The organism is Acetobacter fabarum (genome assembly GCF_011516925.1).
Lineage (GTDB): Bacteria > Pseudomonadota > Alphaproteobacteria > Acetobacterales > Acetobacteraceae > Acetobacter > Acetobacter fabarum.
Map to the genome: position 1 here is coordinate 1 of NZ_WOTG01000005.1, position 23552 is coordinate 23552.

Sequence of the window (23552 nt, forward strand, 5' to 3'; positions counted from 1 at the left end):
GGTTACGCGGCCTTCAATGTTGTCTTCCTCCATTTCTGGCGGATAGACGGGGCGCACATTGTTCAGCGGCGATGTTCCGGCCGTTGTATCGGGCGAATCATTGGGCGGTGTATCCGCAGGCGGGGCCTTTGCTGTCTGGGTTGGCGGAGCCACAGGCTGCTTGGGCGGTGTGCGGGCCACGTGCCTCATGGGTGGCTTGGGGGGCGGCGGCACCTCGATCTTTGGCGGCGGAATGAACGGCGGCGGAGGCACCGTCATCACCGGCGGGGGTGGTGGAGGCGGCGGCGGCGGCGGCGGAGGGGGTGGCGGCGGCAGAACGCGCGTCTGAATGGGCGGTCTGGCCGGCGGGGGCGGGCTGTCACCATTCCCCATCCCGTAGATCAGTCCCCATATGCCCAGCACATGCATGATCAGCACAAGCAGGAACGCAATCACACCAACAGCAGCACTTGCCCGAAAGGCATACTTTGCCGAACCTGGCTGCTGCTCAGGGTTACTCATTCTGGCCCTCCCTCTTCAAGCCGCCAAACAAAACATCTCTGTTTCGCTTTCAGCCACGAAAAACACTCAGGAATTTTAATCTGGCCATATGGCTCAGAACCGGCACGCCTGCTGACATACCTTTATCCATTGGGTTGATTGGGCAATCTGGCACGGCAGATGTCAAGCAGGTTATATGAGAAAAGTTTGCATATGAACTTTATGAAGTTAAGTACTTTATAAACACGAAAAAAGGCGGGCCCCTGCAAGGAGCCCGCCTTTTTTACCATCCCGCGTAACGGACCGGACCAAACAGCCCCGGCCTACTGCGCGCTGGCACTTGCCTCCGAGCGGGTTGCCCCTACGCGCATGGCCAGTGCTGCCGCCATAAATGCGTCCAGCTCCCCATCCAGAACGGCATCGGGGTTGCCGGTTTCAACACTTGTGCGCAGGTCCTTGACCATCTGGTAAGGGGCCAGAACATACGACCGTATCTGGTGCCCCCAGCCAATATCGGTCTTGGCGGCTTCAGCTTCAGCCGCTGCCGCCTCACGCCGTTGCAGTTCGGCTTCGTACATCCGTGCACGCAGCATCTGCATGGCCGTAGCGCGGTTCCTGTGCTGGGAGCGGTCTGTCTGGCACGCAACCACAATCCCGGTAGGAATATGGGTGATACGGATAGCGGAATCCGTCTTGTTCACGTGCTGACCACCCGCGCCGGAAGCACGGAAAGTGTCCACCTTCAGGTCCGCGTCATTGATTTCAATTTCAATTGAATCATCAATAACCGGGTAAACCCAGACCGATGCAAAGGACGTCTGGCGGCGGGCTGCTGCATCAAAAGGAGAAATGCGCACAAGCCGGTGCACACCTGCTTCGGTCTTCAGCCAGCCATAGGCATTGGGGCCGGAAACCAGAATGGTTGCGGATTTAAGCCCGGCCTGTTCACCCTCCGAGCTTTCAATCAGCGTGACCTTGTAATCATGCGCTTCTGCCCAGCGGGTGTACATGCGCAGCATCATTTCGGCCCAATCCTGCGCTTCCGTGCCACCGGCCCCTGCGTTGACTTCCAGATAGCAGTCATTGCTATCCGCCTCGCCAGAAAGCAGGCTTTCAATCTCACGCCGTTTGGCTTCTTCCGCCAAGGCGCGCAGGCTGGCCAGCCCCTCGGCCACCAGATCGGCATCCCCTTCGGCTTCGGCCATTTCGATCAGCTCGGAGGTGTCGTTCACGTTGGTTTCCAACGCCTGCACACCCTCGATCTGGTTGGCCAGAAGCGTACGCTCGCGCATCATTTTCTGCGCGGCTTCGGGGTTATTCCACAGGTCGGGGTCTTCGGCCTGGTTGTTCAGTTCCGCAAGGCGGGCTTCAGCGACATCCCAGTTAAAGATGCCTCCTCAGCAGTGCGACCGACTGCTTGATCTGTTCGTTAAGGGCTTCTGTCTCGGCGGACATCGGGCCTGTTCTCCATCTGCTTTGGGGGAATTATCGTCCCATTCCGTTCTCTGCGGCCTTCAATAAAGGCCGCCCATGCCAATGTCACCCCCAGAAGGTGCGGGAGGGGGTGCGCTGTTGCCTTCGGCCGGGCTGGCCGCAGCCGCACCAGACGGGCCGGAACCATTGACGCTGGCCGCCATATCGCTTTCCGAATCCGGCATGTTCTCGGCCCCTGTATCGGCGGCACTCAGCTCCTGAGCATCCACGTTGCTCAGCAGGTTGGCACTCACACCGGGGAGCTGACCGTCCTTGAACGCATCTATCGCAACACCACGGCCCGTATCGTAGCTGACCAGTGTCACGCCATCGGGGGCAGCAAAGTCGAGCTTGGGCTGGTCCTTGAGGGCCGTCTTCATCACCTTGTTCCACAACGGGCCGGCAATGGCGCCCCCCGTTTCGTTCCGTCCAAGGGACTGGGGCGTATCAAACCCGACCCATACGACTGTCACCAGCTCAGGCGTGTAACCTGCGAACCAGGCATCGTTAAAGTTCTGGCTGGTGCCGGTTTTGCCTGCGATGGGCGTATCTATGCCCTCACCCGCCCGCACACCCGTACCGCGCCGGATAACGTCCTGCAGCATGGTCGTGATCTGGAAGGCACTCTGCTCGGATGCCGCCACGGGCCTGTCATCACGCAAAGCGGGGAGGTCCTGCGGCGTGAGCACCACAACCGACGGCTGGGGGGAAGGCTGGCCTGAGCCCGCACCACCAGCATTTGCCTGCGGTGCATCCGGGTGTATGGCGTCCACCCCATTGGCTGCGCCAGCCCCCCCGGCAGGCAGGGAAGACGCCGCAACCAGAGACAACCCGCTTGCAGGCCGCCAGATGACATGCCCATCACGGTCCTGCACATCATCAATCAGGGTCGGAGTAATCCTGCGCCCTCCGGCGGCAAGGGCGGCGTAGGCTCCGGCCTCCTTGAGCACCGTGGTTTCCACAGCACCCAGCGCTGCAGGCAGCACGTGGGGCATGCTATCCACCAGCCCGAGCTTGATGGCCGTATCCGCAACCGTGTTCATGCCCAGATGGGCGGCAAGGCGAATGGTCACAAGGTTGCGCGATTCACGCAGCGCGTCATGCAGGGACGTGGGGCCCCAGAAGTCTTTTTCGTAGTTATTGGGGTGCCATGTGCCGTAGGACACGGGGGAGTCATCAAACTCCTGAGAGGGCGATATACCCTGCTCCATGGCCTGTAGATAGACAAATGGCTTGAAGGAGGAGCCCGGCTGGCGCAGCGCCTGCGTGGCCCGGTCAAACTGCGAGGCCTGAAAAGACCACCCCCCCACCAGAGCAAGAACACGCCCCGTGCGGGCGTTCATGGTGACAATAGCACCTTCCACAACCGGTATCTGCATCAGCGCAACACCGGACTGCCCGCTCTGGGGTTCGACCATCACAATGTCACCCGTGCGGAGGGGGCGGGCCCGGCGGACCCATGCCATATCCTTGGGCTGGATCTGCCCTGTATGGGGTTCACCCCCCTGCGCAACATTGCGGCGGACCACGCTGCCTTCCAGCCAGCCGACCTGCCCCTTGTTGCCATCCAGCACAATGGCCAGACGCCACTGGTCCAGCATACCGGCCGGAGCACTGACCGTGCGCAGGGCGCGCACCCACTCGTCCTGCGTGAGCGGCACAGGGGTATTCAGGTGCGTAACAGGGCCGTGCCAGCCACGGTGCTGGCGGTCATACGCCATAAGCCCCTGCTGCAAAATGGTCTGGGCCGCACGCTGGAGAGGCAGGTCCAGACTGGTATGCACATCCAGCCCCCCCTGCATGGTGACATCCTGACCATATTTTTCCAGCAGTTCACGCCGGACTTCCTCGGCAAACCATTCGGAGCCGGGAGCGGGGCCGGGGCGGGAATAGCTGATGCTGACAAGCGGCTCCGCCTCGGCCATACGGGCCTCGGCCTGCGTAATGGCGCCAATATCGGCCATGCGCTCCAGCACCCAGTTGCGGCGGCCCCGCGCTGCATCGGGGAAGCGGGCAGGGTTGTAATTGGTGGGCGACTTGGGCAGCGCCGCCAGAAACGCGACCTCCGCGTTATCCAGCTGGTCCAGAGGTTTGTTAAAATACGTCTGGGCAGCGGCACCAATGCCATAGGCACCGTTACCCAGATAAATTTCGTTCAGGTAAATCTCGAGGATTTTTTCTTTGGGCAGAACCTGCTCGATACGCATGGCCAGAAACGCTTCCTTGGCCTTGCGCTTGAACGAGACAGCATTGCTCCCTAGCAGCATGACGCGGGCAACCTGCTGCGTAATGGTGGACGCACCAATGGGCCTGCGCCCGCGTCCACGTGTCAGGTCGGTCAGGCCCGCGCGGATAATCGCGGCGGGGTCCACACCCTTATGGGTCCAGAACTTCTGGTCTTCCGCCGCGATAAACGCACTTTTCACCCGGTCGGGAATGGCGTTGGAGGGCACGAACACCCGCCGCTCGTCCGCCAGTTCGGCGACCAGCTGGTCATCCGATGCGTACAGGCGGCTCATGACCGGCGGCTGATAGGAGCGCAGGCCATCCACTGTTGGCAGGTCGGCCACAATACTCTGGTATTGCGACCACACCACCACGGCCCCGCCAGCACTGCCCACCAGCAGCACGGCCGCAGCCGTGCCCAGCAGCATACGCCATTGGCGAAAGCGCGGCCTGCCTAACAAAAAGGACCGTGTTGTATCCCGGTCATGGGGGGGGGAAGAATCCGGATCACCAGAAGGTGGAGTGCGTGTCATACCGGTCCTTTATCATTCCCATATTCTGTCGTCTCCTCGCCATTGCCATTCTCTTTACAATCGTGGCGGAATTCCGACCTGTGCTCCAAACCCTGACAGACCCGGCTTTTACGCCTGACCCAGCAGTTCACCCAATATGCGCGCTGTATAGTCCACCACGGGCACAACACGCCCGTAATTTATGCGCGTTGGGCCAATAACGCCTATGGCCCCGACAATCCTGTTGGCCTCGTTTCTGGCCGGAGCCATGACAACGGACATGCCAGTGGTACCAAACAGGCCACTTTCCGCGCCAATAAAGATGCGCACCCCTTCCGAACTTTCAACCAGTTCCAGCAGACGCAGCATTGTCTCCTGCGCTTCCAGCCGGTCAAACAGGGTCTGGATGGCAACAAGACGCTCCTGCCCGTCCACATCGGCCAGCAGGCGGGACTGGCCACGCACGATCAGCGTGCCGCCACTTTCCCCCCGCTCGGTGTTCCAGATCGCCAGACCACTCTCCACCACCTCGGCGGTCAGGCTGTTCAGCACCGTGCGGTTTTCGCTCATTTCCGCCCCTACGCGGTGGCGCAGGTCGGGCAGGGATGCCCCCATGGCGCGCGCGTTCAGGTAATTGGCAGCCTCCACCAGCGCAGAGGGAGGAGTCCCGGCCGGGATTTCGATCACCCGGTTTTCCACATGTCCATCCGCCCCCACCAGCACCACAAGGGCACGGTTACCACCCAGCGCCACGAACTCTATGTGCTTGATCCCGCCCTCACCCTTGGGGGCCACAACCAGCCCCGCCGCATCGGACATGCCTGCGAGCAGGGAGGATGCCTCGGTCAACGTATCCTGCAAGGAGCGTCCGTGCGCTTCCAGCGAATGGCCGATGACCTTCTGCTCATCTTCGGAGAGCGCACCAAACTGGAGCAGCCCATCCACAAACAGACGCAGCCCTTTTTCCGTTGGCAGGCGGCCTGCCGATGTATGCGGGGAAAACAGCAGACCCGCCTCGGTCAGGGAGACCATGACATTGCGGATTGTTGCGGGGGAAAGCGGCTGCCCCAACCGGCGTGAAAGAGTGCGCGACCCCACGGGTTCGCCACTGGCCATGTATTCTTCCACAATCTCGCGCAGGATGTTGGCGGAGCGTCCATCCAGTTCGGGAGGTAGCATTGCTTGGGCGGGCAACAGGCCACGCTTCATGGCTCTCAGGCTCCTTTGGGCGGTCTGATAAGCGATTATAACGGCTTATTGCCGGTTTTACTCCTGCCAAAAGCATTTTATGTGCAGGCGCAACCCTTTGTTATTGTTTTGCAGGAGCAGCAGCATGCGTCCATCAGGCCGACAGGCCGGGCAGATGCGCCCGATTATTATAGAAACCGGCTTTTCCCGCCATGCGGAAGGCTCTGCCCTTATCCGCATTGGTGGCACAGAGGTCCTGTGCACCGCCAGTGTGGAAAACCGTGTTCCCCCTTTCCTACGCGGCAAGGGTAGCGGGTGGGTTACGGCGGAATATGGCATGTTGCCCCGCGCCACCCATGCCCGCGGCAACCGTGAGGCCGCACGGGGCAAGCAGTCAGGCCGCACGCAGGAAATCCAGCGCCTGATCGGCCGCTCCCTGCGCGCGGTTACGGACCTTAAGGCCCTTGGCGAACTCTGCATTACACTGGATTGCGATGTGCTGAACGCCGATGGCGGCACGCGCTGTGCCTCCATTACCGGCGCGTGGGTGGCCCTCCGTCTGGCCCTTGGCAAGCTGGTCGCCAACCGCGTGCTGCAACGCATGCCACTAACCGGGCAGGTCGCTGCCGTATCCTGCGGGCTGACCAGTGCCGGCGCCGTGCTGGACCTTGACTACACGGAAGACAGCGCCGCACTGGCCGACACCAACTTTGTGCTCAGCGCTGATAACCGTATTGTGGAAATTCAGGCCTCGGCCGAACATGCCCCCTTTAGCGAGGATGCCTTTAACTCCCTGTTCGCCCTTGCCCGCAAAGGTGCAGGCGAACTGTTTGAAGCCCAGTTGACTGCCGTCAACACAGCAGAGCAGCCCTGAACATGACCAACCCCACCCTTAAATCCGGCGACAGGCTGGTGCTTGCCACGCATAACGCAGGCAAGCTGGCCGAATTTTCCGCCCTTATGGCGGAGTTTGGCATTACCGTACTCTCCGCCGGGGAATTGAACCTGCCCGAACCGGAGGAAACCGCCACAACCTTTGCCGGTAATGCCGCCATCAAGGCGCTGGCAGCCGCCCGTGCCGCCAACCTGCCAGCACTGGCCGATGATTCGGGCCTGTGCGTGAGTGCTCTGGGGGGTGCGCCGGGTATTTACTCCGCCCGCTGGGCTGGCCCGGACAAGGACTTTAACGCCGCCATGGCCCGGATTGAGGAAGGCATCGGGCAGGACGAACGCAATGCGTGGTTTATCTGCGTGCTCTGCCTTGCCTTCCCCGATGGGCGCACATTCAGCTTTGAAGGGCGGATTGACGGGCAGATTGTCTGGCCCCCACGTGGCGCCAACGGCCACGGATATGACCCGATTTTTGAACCCGAAAACCAGACCCGCAGCTTTGCGGAAATGACGGATGAGCAGAAAAACGCCATCAGCCACCGTGCCCGCGCATTTGCGGCCTTCCGCAAGGCCTGTCTGGACTAAGGCATAGTCCATAAAAAAATAACGCCCTTGTGGGGCGCTATTTTTTTGCATGGCAAATGATTTTGCCAAACCGGGATGGCGCAAACCACCCCGGTTTTTTTATGCTCAGTCTTCGGTGTTACGGCGACGGATCGCTGCACCCAGAATATCACCAAGCGATGCACCGCTATCTGCGGAGCCGTATTCGTTGATAGCCTGCTTGTCTTCTTCCACTTCGCGGCCCTTGATGGTCAGGGCAACTTTGCGGGATGCACGGTCAACGGACACAACCTTGGCGTCCACACGTTCGCCAACGGCGAAGCGTTCGGGGCGCTGTTCGGCTTTGTCACGAGCCAGTTCCGCACGACGGATGAAGCCGCTCAGAACGTCGTCAACCTTCACTTCAATGCCGTTGGTCTGCACAGCGGTCACGATGCAGGTAACGATCGTGCCCTTCTGGATGCTGGCCAGCGCATCGGCTGCCGGATCTTCCTGAAGCTGCTTGATGCCCAGGGAGATACGTTCTTTTTCCACGTCCACGTCCAGAACCTTGGCTTTTACAACCTGGCCCTTTTCGTAGTTCTTCATGGCTTCTTCGCCAGCTTCGTCCCAGGACAGATCGGACATGTGAACCATGCCGTCGATGTCTGCGGACAGGCCGATGAACAGGCCGAATTCCGTAATGTTGCGGATTTCGCCTTCCACGGTGGAGCCAACCTTGTGTTCTTCGGCGAACTGTTCCCAAGGATTGCGCTGAACCTGCTTCAGACCCAGGGAGATGCGGCGCTTGGAGCTGTCCACATCCAGAACCATCACGTCCACTTCCTGAGAGGTCGCAACGATTTTGCCGGGGTGGACGTTCTTTTTCGTCCAGGACATTTCGGAAACGTGCACCAGACCTTCAACACCGGGTTCCAGCTCAACGAATGCGCCGTAATCGGTAATGTTGGTCACGCGGCCCGTAAAGCGAGCGCCCGGCGGGTACTTAAGTGCCACATTTTCCCACGGATCAGCTTCAAGCTGCTTCATGCCAAGGGAGATGCGCTGCGTTTCGGGGTTGAAGCGGATCACCTGCACGCGTACCGGCTGGCCGATCTGCAGTGCTTCGGAGGGGTGGTTGATGCGCTTCCATGCGATGTCGGTCACATGCAGCAGGCCGTCAACGCCGCCCAGATCAACGAACGCACCGTAATCGGTGATGTTCTTGACCACGCCATCAAGGATCATGCCTTCGGTCAGGCCCTGGATCAGTTCGCTGCGCTGTTCAGCACGCGTTTCTTCCAGAACGGCACGACGGGAGACAACGATGTTGCCACGTGCACGGTCCATCTTCAGAATCTGGAACGGCTGGGGCACACCCATCAGCGGGCCGACGTCACGCACGGGGCGGATGTCCACCTGGCTGCCGGGAAGGAACGCCATGGCGCCGCCCAGATCAACCGTAAAGCCACCTTTAACGCGGCCATAGATGGTGCCGTTAACGCGCTGGTTGGCTTCGAAAGCTTTTTCGAGGCTGGTCCAGGCTTCTTCACGGCGTGCTTTTTCGCGGGAGAGAACGATGCTGCCGTCGCGGTCTTCGTAACGCTCGACGTACAGTTCGATCACATCGCCCGGCTGCACTTCAGGCTTGACGCCCGGAGGTGCGAATTCACGCAGGGAAACGCGGCCTTCGCTCTTCAGGCCGACGTCAACAATGGCGTAGTCGTCGGTCAGACGAACAACGCGACCGCGAACAACGGACCCGTCAAAGCCGGAATCGCGGCCAAGGGTCTCATCAAGAAGGGCGGCAAAATCTTCGCCACGGAAGTGATCCGTGGTCTGGGTGGTGGCTGAAGCCATGTGGTACCGTAAATCCTGAGCCCGCCAGCAACATGCGTGCAGGCTGTTCCTGCGCACCGCAAACTGCGGCACGACTTGCCCGACGGAACGGATGGGTAGCAATACCCCCCGCTTTTTGGGTCAGGCCAGACTGTTATCCAGAAAAACCCGCCATCGGGGCGGATTTCTGTTTGCACAGAGAACACCTGACCCCGGTTTGTCAACTTAAAGCGCCATCCATCACGCAAATGGGGGGCAAAAAATGCGCAACCACGGCTTGCGCCCCCTGTACGGGGGTCCGCACTCAGCCCCGTGCAGCCACGAGTCGTTCCCGCGTAAACCGCAAGGCTTCGGCCAGAACGGCCTGTGCATCCAGCGTGTCCGTCTCAATCACGTATGCGTCATCCGCAACCCGCATGGGTGCGGAATCCCGGCTTGCATCAGCTTCGTCACGCGCGCGCAGGGCGTCTTCCATGGCCTGAAGCTGCGTTTGCGCATCTGGGGCGGCCGGGTCCCCCCCACTTTGCAAAAAGCGCCTGAGCGTGCGGGTGGCGGGGGATGCGGTAATGAACAGTTTGACATCCGCATCGGGGAAAATGGCCGTGCCAATATCCCGCCCGTCCAGCACGGCCCCCTGCCGGGCGGCAAACCGGCGCTGGGTTTCCACCAGAGCGGCACGCACCGCAGGCTGGGCCGCCACCTTGCTGGCTGCCAGAGCCGCATCTGGCAGGCGCAGGTCCTTGCGCTGCATGTCCTCTGGCGTCAGGGCCTGAGCAAACCGTTCGGCAGGTTGTGCGGGGTCCTGCCCGGCATCAAGGGCCAGCCGCCCGACTGCACGGTAGAGCAACCCTGTATCCAGATACGGCAGGCCCAGTGCTTCGGCCAGCTTGCGGGCCAGAGTGCCCTTGCCGGCCGCCGCGGGACCATCCACGGCAATAACGGGTCCGCCGCGCGTCATAGTGCAAACCCCGCGCCAAGGCTGTTCATGAGCTGCAAATAGCCGGGGAAGCTGGTGTCTATGAACGCGGTATCATCTATTTCCACCGGGTTCTGGGCCACCAGCCCCAGCACGGATGCGCTCATGGCCAGACGGTGGTCCATATGGGTCTGCACCACGCCACCGCCGGGAATGGCGTTGCCGGTGCCGTACACAACCAGATCATCCCCCTCCACTGCGGTTTTAACGCCATTGTTTTCCAGCAGCGCCACGGTTGCGGCCAGACGGTCGCTTTCCTTCACGCGCAGTTCTTCCACCCCGCAAAAGCGCGATACGCCAGAAGCATGCGCCGCCGCCACAGCCAGAATGGGGTATTCATCAATCATGGACGGAGCACGGTCGGCAGGTACGGTCACGCCTTTGAGGCTGGATGCACGCACATGCAAATCCCCCACCAGCTCGCCCCCTTCGGTGCGGATATTGGTGACCTCAAGCTGTGCGCCCATTTCCTGCAAGGTAATGAACAGGCCGGTGCGCAGGGGGTTCAGCCCCACGGTGGAAATTGTAATATCCGCCCCCGGCACCAGCAGGGCCGCAACAATAGGGAAGGCGGCGGAGGACGGGTCCCCCGGCACCACCACATCGCGCGCAACAAGGTCCGGGCGGCCCTGCAACAGAATAACCCGGCCACCCTGTGGGGTTTCCTCCACCTTAACGTGCGCGCCAAAGTGGCGGAGCATGTTTTCGGTATGGTCCCGGGTGGCTACGGGTTCTTCCACCCGTGTCTGCCCCTGTGCGTTCAGCCCGGCCAGCAGCACGGCGGATTTGACCTGCGCAGAGGCCACGGGCAGGCGGTAATCCAGCGGCTTGGGGTCCGCCAGACCATGAATGGCCATGGGCAGGCGTCCGCCCTCACGCGCCATAAAGGTGGCCCCCGTACCTGCCAGCGGGTCCATAACGCGCTTCATGGGCCTACGGCGCAGGCTGGCGTCCCCCGTCATGACCGACACCATGCCGTGGCTGGCCAGAATACCGGACAAAAGACGGGCCGCCGTACCGGAATTGCCCATATCCAGCACATCCTCAGGCTCACGCAGCTTGCCAATGCCCAGACCACTCACGCGCCAGTCCCCCGGTGCGTGCTGCGCTACCTGTGCACCCAGCGCGCGCATGGCCGCCGCAGTGCGCAGAACGTCCTCCCCTTCCAAAAGCCCGGTAATATGGGTTTCCCCCCGTGCGAGGGAGGCAAACATAAGGGCGCGATGGCTGATGGATTTATCACCCGGCACACGGATGGAACCGGAAAGAGGGGCCTGCGCGCGCGTAACCCGCAGCGGACGGGCGGAGGGGGAGGATGCGTGTGTCATGCTCTTTTCATTCCGGCGGGACGGCCTGCAAGTCAATCCGGGCAGGGGCAGAAAAAGAGGGGTGGGGATGCAGAAAATACCACCTTTTGCAAACTCCGGGTTTGACACGACCCGAAACACAGTGGCATTGGGCATCGCCTTAACAGTCTGGTTCGAGTCCTGTCCCAGCACTCCGGTGCTGTTCGGGGTTCGTTCGTGTTCCGGGGCGTTGGCCCCAATATCTGCTCAGGATTGACAGGTAGCAAGATGTCCCAGCCCGATCTCGGCACCAAACGCGTCTGCGTGTCCTGTGGTGCCCGTTTTTATGACCTGAACCGCGCACCCGCCATTTGCCCCAAATGCGGAACGGAACAGCCTGCTCTGGTGCCGCGCCTGCGCCGCAACTCTGACAGCCTGTCCCCCGTTCCAGCGAGTGCTGCCCCCATCAAGAAGGCCGATGAAGATATCGATATCGACACCGATGACGATACGGACGACGATGATGTGATGGAAGACACCGCTGATCTGGATGATGATGACGACGACATCAGCTCAGACATCGATGTCAACACGGATTCGGAAGACCACGAATCCTGACCCCTCAGGGGGTTCTGAACATCTTTGTATCAGACCAAAAAAAGCCCGCTGGCATACAGCGGGCTTTTTTTTATGCCGCCAGCCCCGGCTGGCAGGCCGGGGCCAGAAATCAGCTTGCAGGGCGGCGTTCTATTTCCACGCCAACACCTTCTATTTCTGCAAACACATCCAGTTTTTCTATGCGCACACGCACAACACGCACGCGGTCATCGCTCAGCACGCCGGAGGCTATGCGTTCGGCCAGTGTTTCCACCAGCCGCACATGCCCTTCACGCACAATACGGTGCACAAGCTGGACCACCCGCTCGTACGAGACCGTGCGGCTCAGGTCATCCGGCCCGACCTCCAGATCCGTGCGGTCATCCACCCCATAATGGACCGACACCCGAATACGCTGGGTTACACCCTGCTCATGCGGGAACACGCCAATATGGGCATCGAGCACCATGTTCTTCAAAAACAGGCAACGCAGCGGCGGCTGGTCGGCCCACGGAGCAAAAACGGCCATTCTTTTATTCTTCCACGGCATGTCCGGCCAACAGGGCCGGGGACCATTGCAGGTGTTGCCCGCTGTTCAGGGTCAGCATCTGCCCGGTCACAAAGGGCTGGGCCAAAAGGGCAAGGGTTGCCCGCGCAGCCTGATCAGGCAAAGCGTCCTGGGCAGGGGGCACAGACGCGCATTGCCGTGCTGGCTGTTCCTGCATCGGCCCGGAGCAGGGCAGGGCAGGACCGGGAGCAGAACCCAAGGCGTTAACCCTGATCCCTTTGGGGGCAAGGGCCTGCGCCATGGTCTGTGTGAGTGTCCACAGCGCGGTTTTGGATACGGTATGGCTGACAAAGTGCGGCGATAGCGGCCACACATGCTCATCCAGCATATTCAGCACCATGCCCTGTGCCCCTTGGGGCAACCCCTTGGCAAAAGCCTGAATCAGCACAAAAGGCGCACGCAGGTTGGGCTTCATGTGCAGCATCCAGCTTTCCAGTGAGGCACTGTCCCATTCATCCTGCTCACAGGTGGAGGTATTGTTGACCAGCACACCCAAAGGGCCGCCAAGAGCCTGCGCAGCCTGCCCATACAGGGCCTGCACCTGCTCTTCCCGCATGAAGTCGGCCTGTAGCACACAGCCGGTGCGGCCTAGCGCGCGCACGGCATGCAATATGCCCTCCGCCCCGGCCCTGTTGGTGCGGTCATGGATGGCCACATCAAACCCAGCCTGCGCAAGACCAAGCACAATGGCCTGACCAAACCGCTCGCTACCCCCGGTTACCAGAGCGCGGCGTGGTATGGCCGGGCTGATCGGCTGCATGTCCACGGGTATGCTTCTTCCCTTAATGGTTGGCGCCACTCTGTCAGGCAGGGCGACGAGCACCCAGAGCCGCGGCCAGAGTGCCATCGTCCAGCACATCCAGAGCGCCCCCCATGGGTACGCCCTGCGCCACACGGCTGATGGTCAGCCCCTCATATGCTTCCAGCTGATCCATCAGCCAGTGCATGGTGGTGGCTCCTTCCACCGTGGCGCCCAGAGCCAGAATCACCTCGCGTACGGTGCCTTCATGCAGGCGGGTCATCAGGGCGGATACGTTAAGGTCTTCCGGCCCAACCCCAGCCAGAGGGGACAGAGTACCCCCCAGAACCTGATAAACACCCCTATGGACCCCCGCACGCTCAAGTGCCCACAGGTCTCCCACCGTTTCCACCACACACACCAGCCCCCTGTCACGCAGCGGGTCGGTGCAGATGTGGCACGGGTCCGATGTATCCAGATTCCCGCAGGAAGAGCAGGTGCGAATGGCCTCCCCCGCCCGTTCCATGGCGCGGGCCAGCGGGGCCAGCCGTGTATGGGGCTCGCGGAGCAGGTACAGCGCCACACGCCGGGCCGAGCGCGGGCCAAAACCCGGCAGGCGCCCCAGCAGGCGAATAAGCTGCTCTATTTCCTGACCACCCATACCCGCCTGCTTTCCCCCGCACTCAAGGTCGGTTGTATCTGCGGTTCAGAACGGCAGTTTCATGCCTGCGGGCAGGTTAAGCCCACCGGTGACCTTCTGCATTTCCTCGGCTGCTTTTTCGTCCAGCTTCTTGCGGGCATCCGCACAGGCCGCAACAATCAGATCCTGCAACATTTCCATTTCGGTCGGGTCGGCCAGCTTGGGGTCGATTTTAATGGAGCGCATGTCCCCCTTGCCGCTCAGCACAACGCTGACCATGCCTGCACCGGCCGAACCATCAATGTTCATGGCTTCCAGTGTGCTCTGCATGGCTTCCATCTTGGACTGCATCTGCGTAGCCTGCTTCATCAGTGAGGCAAGGTTCTTCATGGTCATCCCCTTAGCTTGTCTGTCTGCCGCGTGGTGCGGCTATGGCGCACCCCTGCGGCGCATCACCTGTTCCCTATCTGGCCCAGAACGTGCTGTTTTGCCAGCCCGGCCCGCTCACTTCAGTCCTGCGAGGCTCCGGGGTCGTATGGTCGGTCGTCTTCATCCAACGGCTGCGCATCCAGAGGAGCAAACAGCAGTTCGGGCGGCTCCTCCGGGGGGAGGCCGTAATCATCCAGCCCGTGGTCATTCACCTCACCCAGCTGCGCATCGGGAAAAGCGTTCAGAATAGCCCGGACCAGCGGGTGCGCCTCTGCCTCGCGCCGGCGGAACTGGATAACCTCCGCGCCCTGCGCGTCCAGCGTGGGCTCACCATCCTCCTGCCCGGCTTCAATCTGCCAGCTTATGCCCGTTGCGCGGTCCAGCACGCGGCGGAGCTGCGGCACAATATCGCTCGGCACCCCGCGCTCAAACCGCAGGACAATCCGCCCGGGAGCAAAAGAAATCAGATGCGCGGCATGCCGTAACTGCCCGTGCAGAATTGCCTCGCGCTGCTCCCTGACCAACGCCACGGCCTCCCGCCATGTCCGCGGGACCGGCGGAGGGGCCGGCTCAACCGGGGCCACGGGCTGCACAACAGGGGCTGCTGCCTGTACGGGCGCGGCCACGGCCATACCGCCGGAGCTGACCATGCGCAGGCGCGGCGGCTCATGCCCACCTGCTGCATCACCCTGTGGAGCCACAAAAGCGCCGGTCCCGTTCGGGCCAGCACTCCCCACAGGCGCACCAGCCAGCCCGGACGGGCCACTGACCTGTGGCGCGGAAAGGGGGGCAGATGCTCCGCCACGCCCGGCATCGTCCTGCGTAGCGCTCAGGCGTTTGACCAGATCCTCGGGCGAGGGCAGATCGGCCACGTAACACAGGCGGATCAACACCATATCTGCTGCAGCGCGGCGGTCTGGTGCACTTTCCACCTCCCGCACACCCTTGACCAGCATCTGCCATGCCCGCATGAGCACGGGCACGGTAAAGGCGCTGGCCATATGTGTGCCCCGCACCCGCTCGGCCTCTGGCATATCTGCCGAGTCCCCCAGACCGGGCACAGCCCGCAGGCGGGAAACAATATGCACAAGCTCCAGCATATCCCCCAGCACAAGGCCGGGGTCAGCCCCACGGGCATAGGCTGCATCCAGCAGGGCAAGGGCTTTGTCGGGCTTGCCGGTCAGCACCGCGTCGAGCAGGTCGAACACTACCTCGCGGTCCGCCAGCCCCAGCATGTCGCTCACAATGCCTGCGCCAATAACCCCGCCTTCATCCGTCACACCACTGCCCTGGGCAATGGCCTGATCCAGCAGGGAGAGGCCATCCCGCACCGAGCCGTCTGCCGCACGGGCGATCAGGGCCTGTGCATCATCGGAGAGGGCAACGTGTTCCTTTTGTGCAATCCGGGCGAACAGACCGGCCAGTTCGGCCTGTGGCACGCGCCGCAGGTCAAACCGCTGGCAGCGCGACAGAACCGTGACCGGCACCTTGCGCAGTTCGGTCGTGGCAAAAATGAACGTTACCTGCGCAGGCGGCTCTTCCAGCGTTTTGAGCAGGGCGTTAAAGGCATTGCGCGAGAGCATATGCACTTCGTCGATGATAAAGACCTTCATACGCCCCTGCATGGGGCGGAAGCGCGTGGCCTCTATGATCTCGCGCACATCATCCACCCCTGTGCGGGAGGCGGCGTCCATTTCCAGTACGTCGGGGTGGCGGTCAGCCAGAATGGCCACGCAGTTGGGGCATACACCACACGGGTCAGCCGTGGGGCCACCGTTGCCATCCGGCCCGGTGCAGTTAAGGGCACGGGCAATAATGCGTGCGGTCGTGGTTTTGCCCACCCCGCGCACCCCGGTCAGCATAAAGGCATGGGCCACACGCCCCAGCGCAAACGCATTGCGCAGGGTGCGGACCATGGCCTCCTGGCCGATCAGGTCATCAAATGTTGTGGGACGGTATTTGCGGGCAAGCACCCTGTAGGGAGGGGCTGCGGCATCGGGCGCTGGCGGGGGAGGCGCGGAGGGGGCGGGAGCCGGATCGGCATCACCAAACAGGCCGGGGCCTTCCGGTTCCGGACTGGGAAGCCCCTCATCGTGAGGGAACTGCTCGTCAGTCGTATCACTCATGCCATGCCCGCAGACTGTGTAAGGTCACGCCCTGCATGCGCGGTTTGACCGGCGCAGAATGGTCTGATCCACAAGGGCGGAAAATTAGGGTGGAAAGCCGAACAATGACCCGGACGAAACTCACCATGGCTGCTTCCTTCCGGACCTGACCGGTTTAGCAAGGTGTCCGTCCACCGCCGACTTTCCGAGGTCACACCTAGCACCAAATCCAAGTCCATGCCAAGCCTGCTGGCAGCTTTTCCGGGTTGTTTCTTTACCTATCCGACACAGACAGGCTAGAAAACAGGGTAATTGGTGCGCAGTGTCGCAGACTCAGGAGAATTGTGCTCGTGTCCGGTTTTCGTTTGTATCATGCCGCTATGGCATCCGTTCTTCTGGCCGGTGGCCTGAGCGCAGGCTCCCTTGCCATGGCCGATGATGAGACAGCCCCGCGCAACAACGTCAACAACGTCCAGTTGCAAAAGGAACTTGCGGTTCTGCACCTCAAGCCCGACGCGGCGGGGCCTGCCTGTATTGAATCGCTCAAGGAACTGCACAAAACGCAGGATCTTTTGCAAAAGGATGAAGAAAACACCCGCAACCAGGACCTGACGGTTGCCGAGGACGTGCTTGAATCCGACTTTGAAAATTCGATCGAGGCCTGCGCCGCCGATGTGGAAAAACTGTGCGAGACGCATAACCCCTCCACCGAGCTGCGTCAGGCCTGCGAAAAAATAGACAGCCTGCCGTCCAAGGATGCACAGGCAGCCGACTAGGCCCCACACCCCAAACCCTGAAAACCCTACAGCGGGCCATAGCCGGACATGCCACAGCCGCCCACCCAGCCCACAGCCGCCGCACGCATACCCTGCCCGGCTGGGCCTTATGGGTGGCGGCCACTGGTGCTTAGCGCGGCGCTGTTTTTCATCATCGGGTTTGTCACATGGCTGAATGGCCCGCTGATCTCTTTTGTGCGGGTCGCCTTTACCCTGAATGATCTGGCAGCATTTATGGTGCCGCTTGTTTTTTACTTTTCCTATTTTGTCTTTTCCATCCCCGCGAGCCTGAGTGTCACACGCACCGGTTTTAAAAACGGGCTGGTTTATGCCCTGCTGGTCATGGCGGGCGGCATGGGGCTGACTGGCCAGTGCCTGCATGCGCGCTCCTACCCCGGTGCGCTGGGGGGCTTTTTGGTACTGGGCATGGGGCTGGCCCTGCTGCAGGTGGCCATTAACCCATATGTCAGCTTTCTCGGCCCTGAAAACCGCAGTGCACAGCGTATTGCCATTATGGGTATCTGCAACAAACTGGGGGGCATTGTGGCCCCCGTTGCGCTGGCCACACTGGCCATGCGTCACATGGCCGACATATCCGCGACCCTGCCCGCCCTGACCGACCCGGTTCAACGCCTGTCTGTACAACAGGATTTTCTGAATAGTGTTTACTGGCCCTATATGGGCATGGCGTTTTTTCTGGCCCTGACTGCCCTGTGGGTTTTGCGGTCATCCCTACCGGAAATTCGTACAGATATTTGCAAAAATAGTTCTTCAAAAACAAGTTTTATAAAAATACTTCTCTCCTCCCTCAATACCCGAACCCCGCTGGGTGCCGGGGCGATGTTTTTTTATGTAGGAGTAGAAGTACTTTCCGGTGATGCCGTGGGAACCTATGCTCAGGGTTTTGGCATATCCCTTGATCAGACAAAGTTTTTTACATCCCTTACTCTTTTTTTCATGCTCTGCGGGTATGTGGCGGGGCTTGTCCTGTCCCCCCGCCTGATCACACAGGAACGCTATCTTCCCCTCTCCTGCCTGTGTGGGGGGCTGCTCAGCGTGGGAGCATGGGTTACGCACGGCTACATGTCCGTTGCCTGCGTTACCCTGCTAGGTTTTGCAAACTCCATGATATTTCCATCCCTGTTTCCATTGGCCCTTAAAGGTTCCGGTCAACATACGGCGCAGGTTTCGGCTTTTCTGGTCATGGCATATTGCGGGGGTGGGGTTGTGCCCCAGCTTTTTGTTCTTTTAAAACCCGTCATGGGTTTTCAGGCAGCATTCACATGCCTCGCCCTTTTATCCTACGCTCTCATCACCCTGTACGCGCTCCACTTCATGAACAGGGATTTACGCAAAACCCCGCCTATGGTGAAGGAAATCTGAAGCATGACCGAACTCAGAGGGCATCTTGTTCTGCCCGAACGCATTGTTCCAGGCCATGTAACCTTTGCGGAGCAGATACAGGCCGTAACGCCAGATAACGCCGCCATTCCCGACCGTTATATTTTACCCGGCTTTATTGATGGCCATGTGCATGGCGGCAATGGAGCGGATACCATGGACGGCGTACAGGCCATTCACACACTTGCCCGCTTCCATGCCCGCCATGGCACCACCACCATACTGCCCACCACCATTACTAGCCCTTGGGCAGACGTGCTTGGCGCACTTGCCGCCATTGCCGAAGTTTGCGGCACCACCATGCCAGACGGCCCAAACATACATGGTGCACACTTGGAAGGCCCGTTTGTAAGCCCGCACAAGCTGGGTGCGCAGCCTCCCCATGCCTTGGCGCCAACCCCCGAACGCGTGGCGGAAGTTCTGGCGTTTGACTGCGTGCGCGTTGTAACCCTTGCCCCTGAACTCCCCCATGCGCAGGAAGCCATGCAGCTTTTTGCGCAGGCTGGTGTGCGGGTCAGCCTTGGGCACACCCTTGCCGGGTATGAAGAAACCGAGCAGGCCATATGCCGCATCTGCTCCGCAGGGGGCGTAACAGGCGCCACCCACCTGTTTAACGCCATGGCTGGGATAGAAAGCCGCAAGCCCGGCCCCGCGACGGCCCTGATGTGCAGCGATGCCTACGCCGAACTGATTTTTGATACGCACCACGTCCACCCCGCCACCTTCCGGCTGGCCCAGCGCGTTATGCCCGAACGCCTGCTGTTTGTAACAGACGCCATGCGGGCCGCCGGGCTACCCGATGGTCCAAGCCTTTTGGGGGGGCAGCAGGTTATGGTGGAGCACGGCGCGGTCCGCCTGCCCGGCGGCAATCTGGCCGGAAGTGTGTTGACTCTGGATACCGCATTGCGCAACGCGGTGCAGGCGGGCCTGCCGTTGCATCAGGCCGCCGTGCTGCTCACACGCAACCCGGCCCAGTATCTGGGCCTGCATGACCGGGGCACCCTGCACGCAGGCAAACGCGCCGATTTTGTTGTGATGGATAAGGCACTCACCGTGCAGGAAGTCTGGGTGGCTGGCCAGCGCATTGCCTGAGCAGGCCGCACACCCATCGACCCCATAACAGGGCCACCACCCCGCGCCGTTTTGTTACGACTCGGGGAGGTGCAAAATCAGGTCCACACCTTTGCGGCTACCCAGAACGGCGGCTTTTTCCTTAACCGTCAGGCGGCGTTCCGCATCCGGCAGGGAGGGCGCTTCCGCCAGCTTGACCAGACCGACAAGCTGATCAGCGTTAATAGGGTCCCCCACACGGCGCTCGGCTGGCAGCATGGCAATATGCGCCTGACACAATGCGGGATCAGCCCGCAGGGCGCGCAGGGCGTCATCGGGCAGGGTTGGGGTTTGGTCCTGCGCCTCCTCATGCTCAAGCTTTTGCAGGACATCGGGGGTCTGTGTTTCTTCGGGCACCAGCAAAAGCCCTGCCCGCCTGAACCCAAGCCCCACATTCCGGCTGCTGGTAAAGGCAACCAGAGGAATGGAAAACACCAGCCCAAGCAGAACCGGCGTCATCCAGAAAAACAGGGAGGGAGAAACAACCCAAGCCCCAGCCCCCAGCACCAGCCCAAACAGGGTAAAGCGCGCGTACTGGCGCACCACTTCCATGAAGGGAATACCACCATCATCACGCCGCTGGGTATTCCAGCCGGAATCATGCCCGCTCAGGATCGAGATAACGCCCGATGTCTGGATAAGCATGGCAATGGGTGCGATCAGGCCGCCGATCAGCGTTTCCACCAGCACGGACACAGCCGCACGGACCGGCCCACCACTGCCGCGCCGTGCCTCGGGGTCCAGCAGCAGGGCAATATAGGCCAGCAGCTTGGGGGCAAGCAGCACAACCATTGTGCCAATAAACACGTATTTGGCCTGCACCGGGTCCACATGGGGCCAATGCGGGTACAGGAGCTTGGTATCCCCAAAATATTCAGGACGCTGAAAATGCGCCTGAAGCGAAATTAAAATCCCGGTCAGCAGGAACACCAGCCACAGGGGGGAGGTCACATACGCGCCAATGCCCACAACCATGTGCATGCGACTGACCCAGTGCAGCCCCTTGGTGGGCAGCACCTTGACGTGTTGCAGGTTACCCTGACACCAGCGCCGGTCACGGATGGCAACATCGGTCAGCGAGGGCGGGCTTTCCTCATACGATCCATCCAGTGCGGGGATCATGTGAATGGCCCAGCCACCACGGCGCATTAACGCGGCTTCCACAAAGTCATGGCTAAGAATATGCCCGCCAAAAGGCGGCTTGCCGGGCACATGGGGCAACCCCGCCTGACTGGCAAAGGCGCGGGTACGAATAATGGCGTTGTGCCCCCAGTAATTGCCTTCCGAGCCATGCCACCAGGCAATGCCATACGCAATAATGGGGCCATACACACGCCCCGCAAACTGCTGCAACCGGGCGAACAGGGTGGTGCCCCCCACAATAACAGGGAGTGTCTGGATCAGCCCCACACCGGGGTTGCGTTCCATGGCATCCGCCATACGCACCAGCGTTTGGCCGGACATGACGGAATCCGCATCCAGCGTAACCATGTGGTCGTATGCTGCCCCAAAGCGGCGCACCCATTCCCCCACATTGCCCGCCTTGCGCTCTACATTGTTGTGCCTGCGGCGGTAAAAAATACGCTCATGCCCGCCAACCTGCTCCCGCAGGGCCAGAAAAGCGGCTTCTTCCTTGACCCATACATCCGGGTTGGTCGTGTCGGAGAGGATAAACAGGTCAAAACTGCCAAGCTGCCCCGTTTCCTCCAGACTGCTGTAAATGGCCCGCAGCCCGGCCATAACGCGATGAGGTGGTTCGTTATAGGTGGGCAGCAGCAGGGCGGTTCTGCGGGTCAGCCGGGGCAGGGGGCCTGTGCGGCGGATGCCAAGCCCAAGGCCGCCATGCGTTACCAGCGAGCAGAACCCGGCCACCGAAGAGGTGAACGCAAGGGCAATCCACATAAACAAGGCAATGAACAGCACCAGCATGATAACGCCGAGGGCAGACACACCCGCCTCGTCCATAACCATGTGCGTGCGCCATGCCCCATACGCCGTAAGTGCGAGCGCGGACCCGATAACCGATAGGCGGCGCAGCACAATGCTGGAAGGCGATGTGGCAGGCGTGCGCCCGCGCCCTTCCATACTGGCGGGTTTTTGCAGATTCTGGACCGGCATATCCAGCCGTGCTTCGGGGGGCAGGGCTTCAAAAGGTCGTTCAGAGGCGCCCGTATTCATATCCGGCATAATCAGGGCGTCCACCGGTACAGCCACTGTTCGGAAATGGGGCCAGAATCCGTTTCCAGCACCGCACTCAGGTCAGCGACCTTGGCATCCCCCGGAATAAACTCAAACGTAGTACGGATTCCGTTAATAGCCGGATTAGGCTCGACAACCACATTCTGGATTGTGCCCGCCGATGTTTTGGGCGTGACATGGAAATGCGTGTCCTTTGGCAGATGCTCAAAGGGAGTGCCCATAAAGTCTATGGCAAAGAAACGGGCATCATTATTATCCACCACCGAACCCACGCGGGTCGCGCCTATACGGGCCAGCGGTGTGGGGAAGGGCGCATCCCACCCCCAGTACATGCGGTAGGTAAAGTGGTATTCCTGCCCCGCGCGCAAGGGTTCCTTGGGCCGCCAGAAGGAGACGATGTTATCGTTCACTTCGTTGGGGGTGGGGATTTCCACCAGATCAACCCAGCCAGCACCCCAGTCCCCGATCGGTTCGATCCACAGGGAAGGGCGTTTTTCGTAATGCAGGGCAAGGTCTTCGTAATCATGGAAGGCGCGCCGGCGCTGCATCAGCCCGAACCCACGGGGGGACACATCCGAGAACGTCGAAAACTGGAGATCCAGCGGATTGCGCAGCGGGCGGTAAAGCTGCTGGTCCGCACCGGTCCACATTTGCAGGGCTTCGCTGTCATGCGCTGCGGGGCGCCAGTCATCGACGTGGTTATGGTCGTTAACATCAAAATAGAACATGCCGGTCAGGGGAGCGATACCGGACTGCTCGATCTTGGCGCGCGGGAACAGGGTTGTCTGCACGTCAAACACAGTGTTGTCGCCCGGGCGGATGGTAAAGCGGAAGGCCCCTGTTACCGTCGGGCTGTCCAGCAGGGCATGCACAACAATGGACTGTACGCCCGGCTGCGGTTTTTCCAGCCAGAATGCCCGGAACAGTGCGAATTCTTCCCCTTTTGGATCCCCCGTACCATTGGCGAATCCACGGGCGGAAAGCCCATAATCCTGCCCCTTGGCCACAGCCCGGAAGTAGGACGCCCCCAGAAATACGCAGAACTCCTCCATAACACCGGGGGTGTTAATGGCGGTACGCAGGCGGACACCGGCAAAACCCAGATCATCCGTAACCCGCAAGGCGGGGTCGGAATAAGTGAACAGGTCGGGGGAGTAGGGCACAGTGCCAGCCTGCCCGTCCCGGACCTCATAAATTTCTATGCGGGGACGGTAGAGAAAACCGCGGGGGAAGAACTCCACGTCAAACGCAAGGTTGTCCCCTGCCCACAAGGCGCGGTCGGGCCGGTAGGCAATGCCCCGATACTGGTCAAACGTCAGATTATCCAACGCTTTGGGCAGGCTCTGCCCCGGCGGATGATACTCCGCATTGGCCAGCCTGCGGGCAATCTGGATTACGGTGCTATCATCAAACTTGCCGGTGGCGCCACTCAGCCCCTCCGCCCGTGCCTTACGGGCGACTCCGCCAACGAGCGATGCCAAAGTCACGCCCGCCCCGGCCCGAATGACCCCGCGTCGCTGTACGTTTGATGACACTTTAATCTCCCGCTATGACCAATAACTCTCTGGCGCGAT

Annotated in this window: 20 protein-coding genes and 1 other RNA gene; 6 read left to right on the forward strand and 15 right to left on the reverse strand. The window is 61.0% G+C overall.

Annotated features, from left to right (window positions below):
* The 4 genes from GOB83_RS07850 to hrcA form a co-directional block, all read right to left on the reverse strand.
* The coding region (locus GOB83_RS07850) for an energy transducer TonB (RefSeq protein ID WP_165925707.1) at positions 1 to 501 on the reverse strand (501 nt) is incomplete at its 3' end.
* 302 nt (positions 502 to 803) lie between these two features.
* Positions 804 to 1935, reverse strand: a protein-coding gene (gene prfB, locus GOB83_RS07855; RefSeq protein WP_098123136.1) for a peptide chain release factor 2 whose coding sequence is annotated in 2 segments (ribosomal slippage) — positions 804 to 1865 and positions 1867 to 1935 — 1131 coding nt in all. Because the reading frame shifts where the segments join, the coding sequence is not laid out codon by codon here.
* Positions 1936 to 1994: 59 nt separating this feature from the next.
* Positions 1995 to 4712: a penicillin-binding protein 1A gene (locus tag GOB83_RS07860; RefSeq protein WP_165925708.1), complete on the reverse strand. Its 2718-nt coding sequence runs from the start codon at positions 4710 to 4712 to the stop codon at positions 1995 to 1997.
* A gap of 108 nt (positions 4713 to 4820) precedes the next feature.
* Positions 4821 to 5900, reverse strand: coding sequence for a heat-inducible transcriptional repressor HrcA (gene hrcA / locus GOB83_RS07865; protein WP_165925709.1), 1080 nt, complete (start codon positions 5898 to 5900; stop codon positions 4821 to 4823).
* A 124-nt stretch (positions 5901 to 6024) separates the two neighbouring features.
* Between hrcA and rph the strand changes: the two genes are divergently transcribed.
* Positions 6025 to 6753 carry a ribonuclease PH gene (gene rph / locus GOB83_RS07870; protein ID WP_086646885.1) on the forward strand — a complete coding sequence of 243 codons (729 nt, stop codon included), beginning with the start codon at positions 6025 to 6027 and terminating at the stop codon, positions 6751 to 6753.
* Between the two features lie 2 nt (positions 6754 to 6755).
* Positions 6756 to 7355, forward strand: coding sequence for an RdgB/HAM1 family non-canonical purine NTP pyrophosphatase (gene rdgB / locus GOB83_RS07875; protein ID WP_086646886.1), 600 nt, complete (start codon positions 6756 to 6758; stop codon positions 7353 to 7355).
* 105 nt (positions 7356 to 7460) lie between these two features.
* Here the strand turns inward: rdgB and rpsA are convergent, their stop codons facing one another.
* The 3 genes from rpsA to aroA all read right to left on the reverse strand — a co-directional run bounded on the left by rpsA (position 7461) and on the right by aroA (position 11456).
* Complete coding sequence (rpsA, locus tag GOB83_RS07880; protein ID WP_086646887.1) at positions 7461 to 9173, reverse strand: 30S ribosomal protein S1; 1713 nt, start codon at positions 9171 to 9173, stop codon at positions 7461 to 7463.
* A 283-nt stretch (positions 9174 to 9456) separates the two neighbouring features.
* The gene (cmk, locus tag GOB83_RS07885) at positions 9457 to 10110 is read right to left on the reverse strand and encodes a (d)CMP kinase (protein ID WP_165925710.1); all 654 of its coding nucleotides are present in this window, start codon (positions 10108 to 10110) and stop codon (positions 9457 to 9459) included.
* Positions 10107 to 11456: a 3-phosphoshikimate 1-carboxyvinyltransferase gene (gene aroA / locus GOB83_RS07890; protein ID WP_165925711.1), complete on the reverse strand. Its 1350-nt coding sequence runs from the start codon at positions 11454 to 11456 to the stop codon at positions 10107 to 10109. Before aroA ends, cmk begins: the two co-directional genes overlap by 4 nt.
* 246 nt (positions 11457 to 11702) lie before the next feature.
* Between aroA and GOB83_RS07895 the strand changes: the two genes are divergently transcribed.
* The gene (locus tag GOB83_RS07895; RefSeq protein WP_086646889.1) at positions 11703 to 12032 is read left to right on the forward strand and encodes a TIGR02300 family protein; all 330 of its coding nucleotides are present in this window, start codon (positions 11703 to 11705) and stop codon (positions 12030 to 12032) included.
* A 109-nt stretch (positions 12033 to 12141) separates the two neighbouring features.
* On the opposite strand, the gene folB is transcribed toward GOB83_RS07895, so the two are convergent.
* From folB to ffs, 6 genes are all read right to left on the reverse strand, one after another.
* Positions 12142 to 12540 (reverse strand): dihydroneopterin aldolase, encoded by a 399-nt coding sequence (gene folB, locus GOB83_RS07900; protein WP_086646890.1) that lies wholly within the window; start codon positions 12538 to 12540, stop codon positions 12142 to 12144.
* 4 nt (positions 12541 to 12544) lie between these two features.
* Complete coding sequence (locus tag GOB83_RS07905; protein WP_165925766.1) at positions 12545 to 13351, reverse strand: SDR family NAD(P)-dependent oxidoreductase; 807 nt, start codon at positions 13349 to 13351, stop codon at positions 12545 to 12547.
* Between the two features lie 31 nt (positions 13352 to 13382).
* On the reverse strand, positions 13383 to 13979 hold the full coding sequence (recR, locus tag GOB83_RS07910) for a recombination mediator RecR (protein ID WP_086646891.1): 597 nt from the start codon (positions 13977 to 13979) through the stop codon (positions 13383 to 13385).
* Positions 13980 to 14024: 45 nt separating this feature from the next.
* Positions 14025 to 14348, reverse strand: coding sequence for a YbaB/EbfC family nucleoid-associated protein (locus GOB83_RS07915; RefSeq protein WP_086646945.1), 324 nt, complete (start codon positions 14346 to 14348; stop codon positions 14025 to 14027).
* Positions 14349 to 14467: 119 nt separating this feature from the next.
* The gene (locus tag GOB83_RS07920) at positions 14468 to 16513 is read right to left on the reverse strand and encodes a DNA polymerase III subunit gamma/tau (RefSeq protein WP_165925712.1); all 2046 of its coding nucleotides are present in this window, start codon (positions 16511 to 16513) and stop codon (positions 14468 to 14470) included.
* 88 nt (positions 16514 to 16601) lie between these two features.
* Positions 16602 to 16699: signal recognition particle sRNA small type (gene ffs / locus GOB83_RS07925), an RNA gene on the reverse strand.
* Positions 16700 to 16842: 143 nt separating this feature from the next.
* Between ffs and GOB83_RS07930 the strand changes: the two genes are divergently transcribed.
* The 3 genes from GOB83_RS07930 to GOB83_RS07940 are packed head-to-tail and all read left to right on the forward strand — an operon-like array spanning position 16843 to position 19761.
* Positions 16843 to 17268, forward strand: a complete 426-nt coding sequence (locus tag GOB83_RS07930) for a hypothetical protein (RefSeq protein ID WP_095349512.1) — start codon at positions 16843 to 16845, stop codon at positions 17266 to 17268.
* Positions 17269 to 17316: 48 nt separating this feature from the next.
* The gene (gene gluP, locus GOB83_RS07935; RefSeq protein WP_165925713.1) at positions 17317 to 18651 is read left to right on the forward strand and encodes a glucose/galactose MFS transporter; all 1335 of its coding nucleotides are present in this window, start codon (positions 17317 to 17319) and stop codon (positions 18649 to 18651) included.
* A gap of 3 nt (positions 18652 to 18654) precedes the next feature.
* Positions 18655 to 19761: an N-acetylglucosamine-6-phosphate deacetylase gene (locus tag GOB83_RS07940; protein ID WP_165925714.1), complete on the forward strand. Its 1107-nt coding sequence runs from the start codon at positions 18655 to 18657 to the stop codon at positions 19759 to 19761.
* 54 nt (positions 19762 to 19815) lie between these two features.
* On the opposite strand, the gene mdoH is transcribed toward GOB83_RS07940, so the two are convergent.
* Positions 19816 to 21966, reverse strand: coding sequence for a glucans biosynthesis glucosyltransferase MdoH (gene mdoH / locus GOB83_RS07945; protein ID WP_165925715.1), 2151 nt, complete (start codon positions 21964 to 21966; stop codon positions 19816 to 19818).
* Between the two features lie 2 nt (positions 21967 to 21968).
* A complete protein-coding gene (locus tag GOB83_RS07950) occupies positions 21969 to 23513 on the reverse strand; it encodes a glucan biosynthesis protein (protein WP_086646896.1) in 1545 nt (514 codons plus the stop codon).
* Between the last annotated feature and the right edge of the window lie 39 nt (positions 23514 to 23552).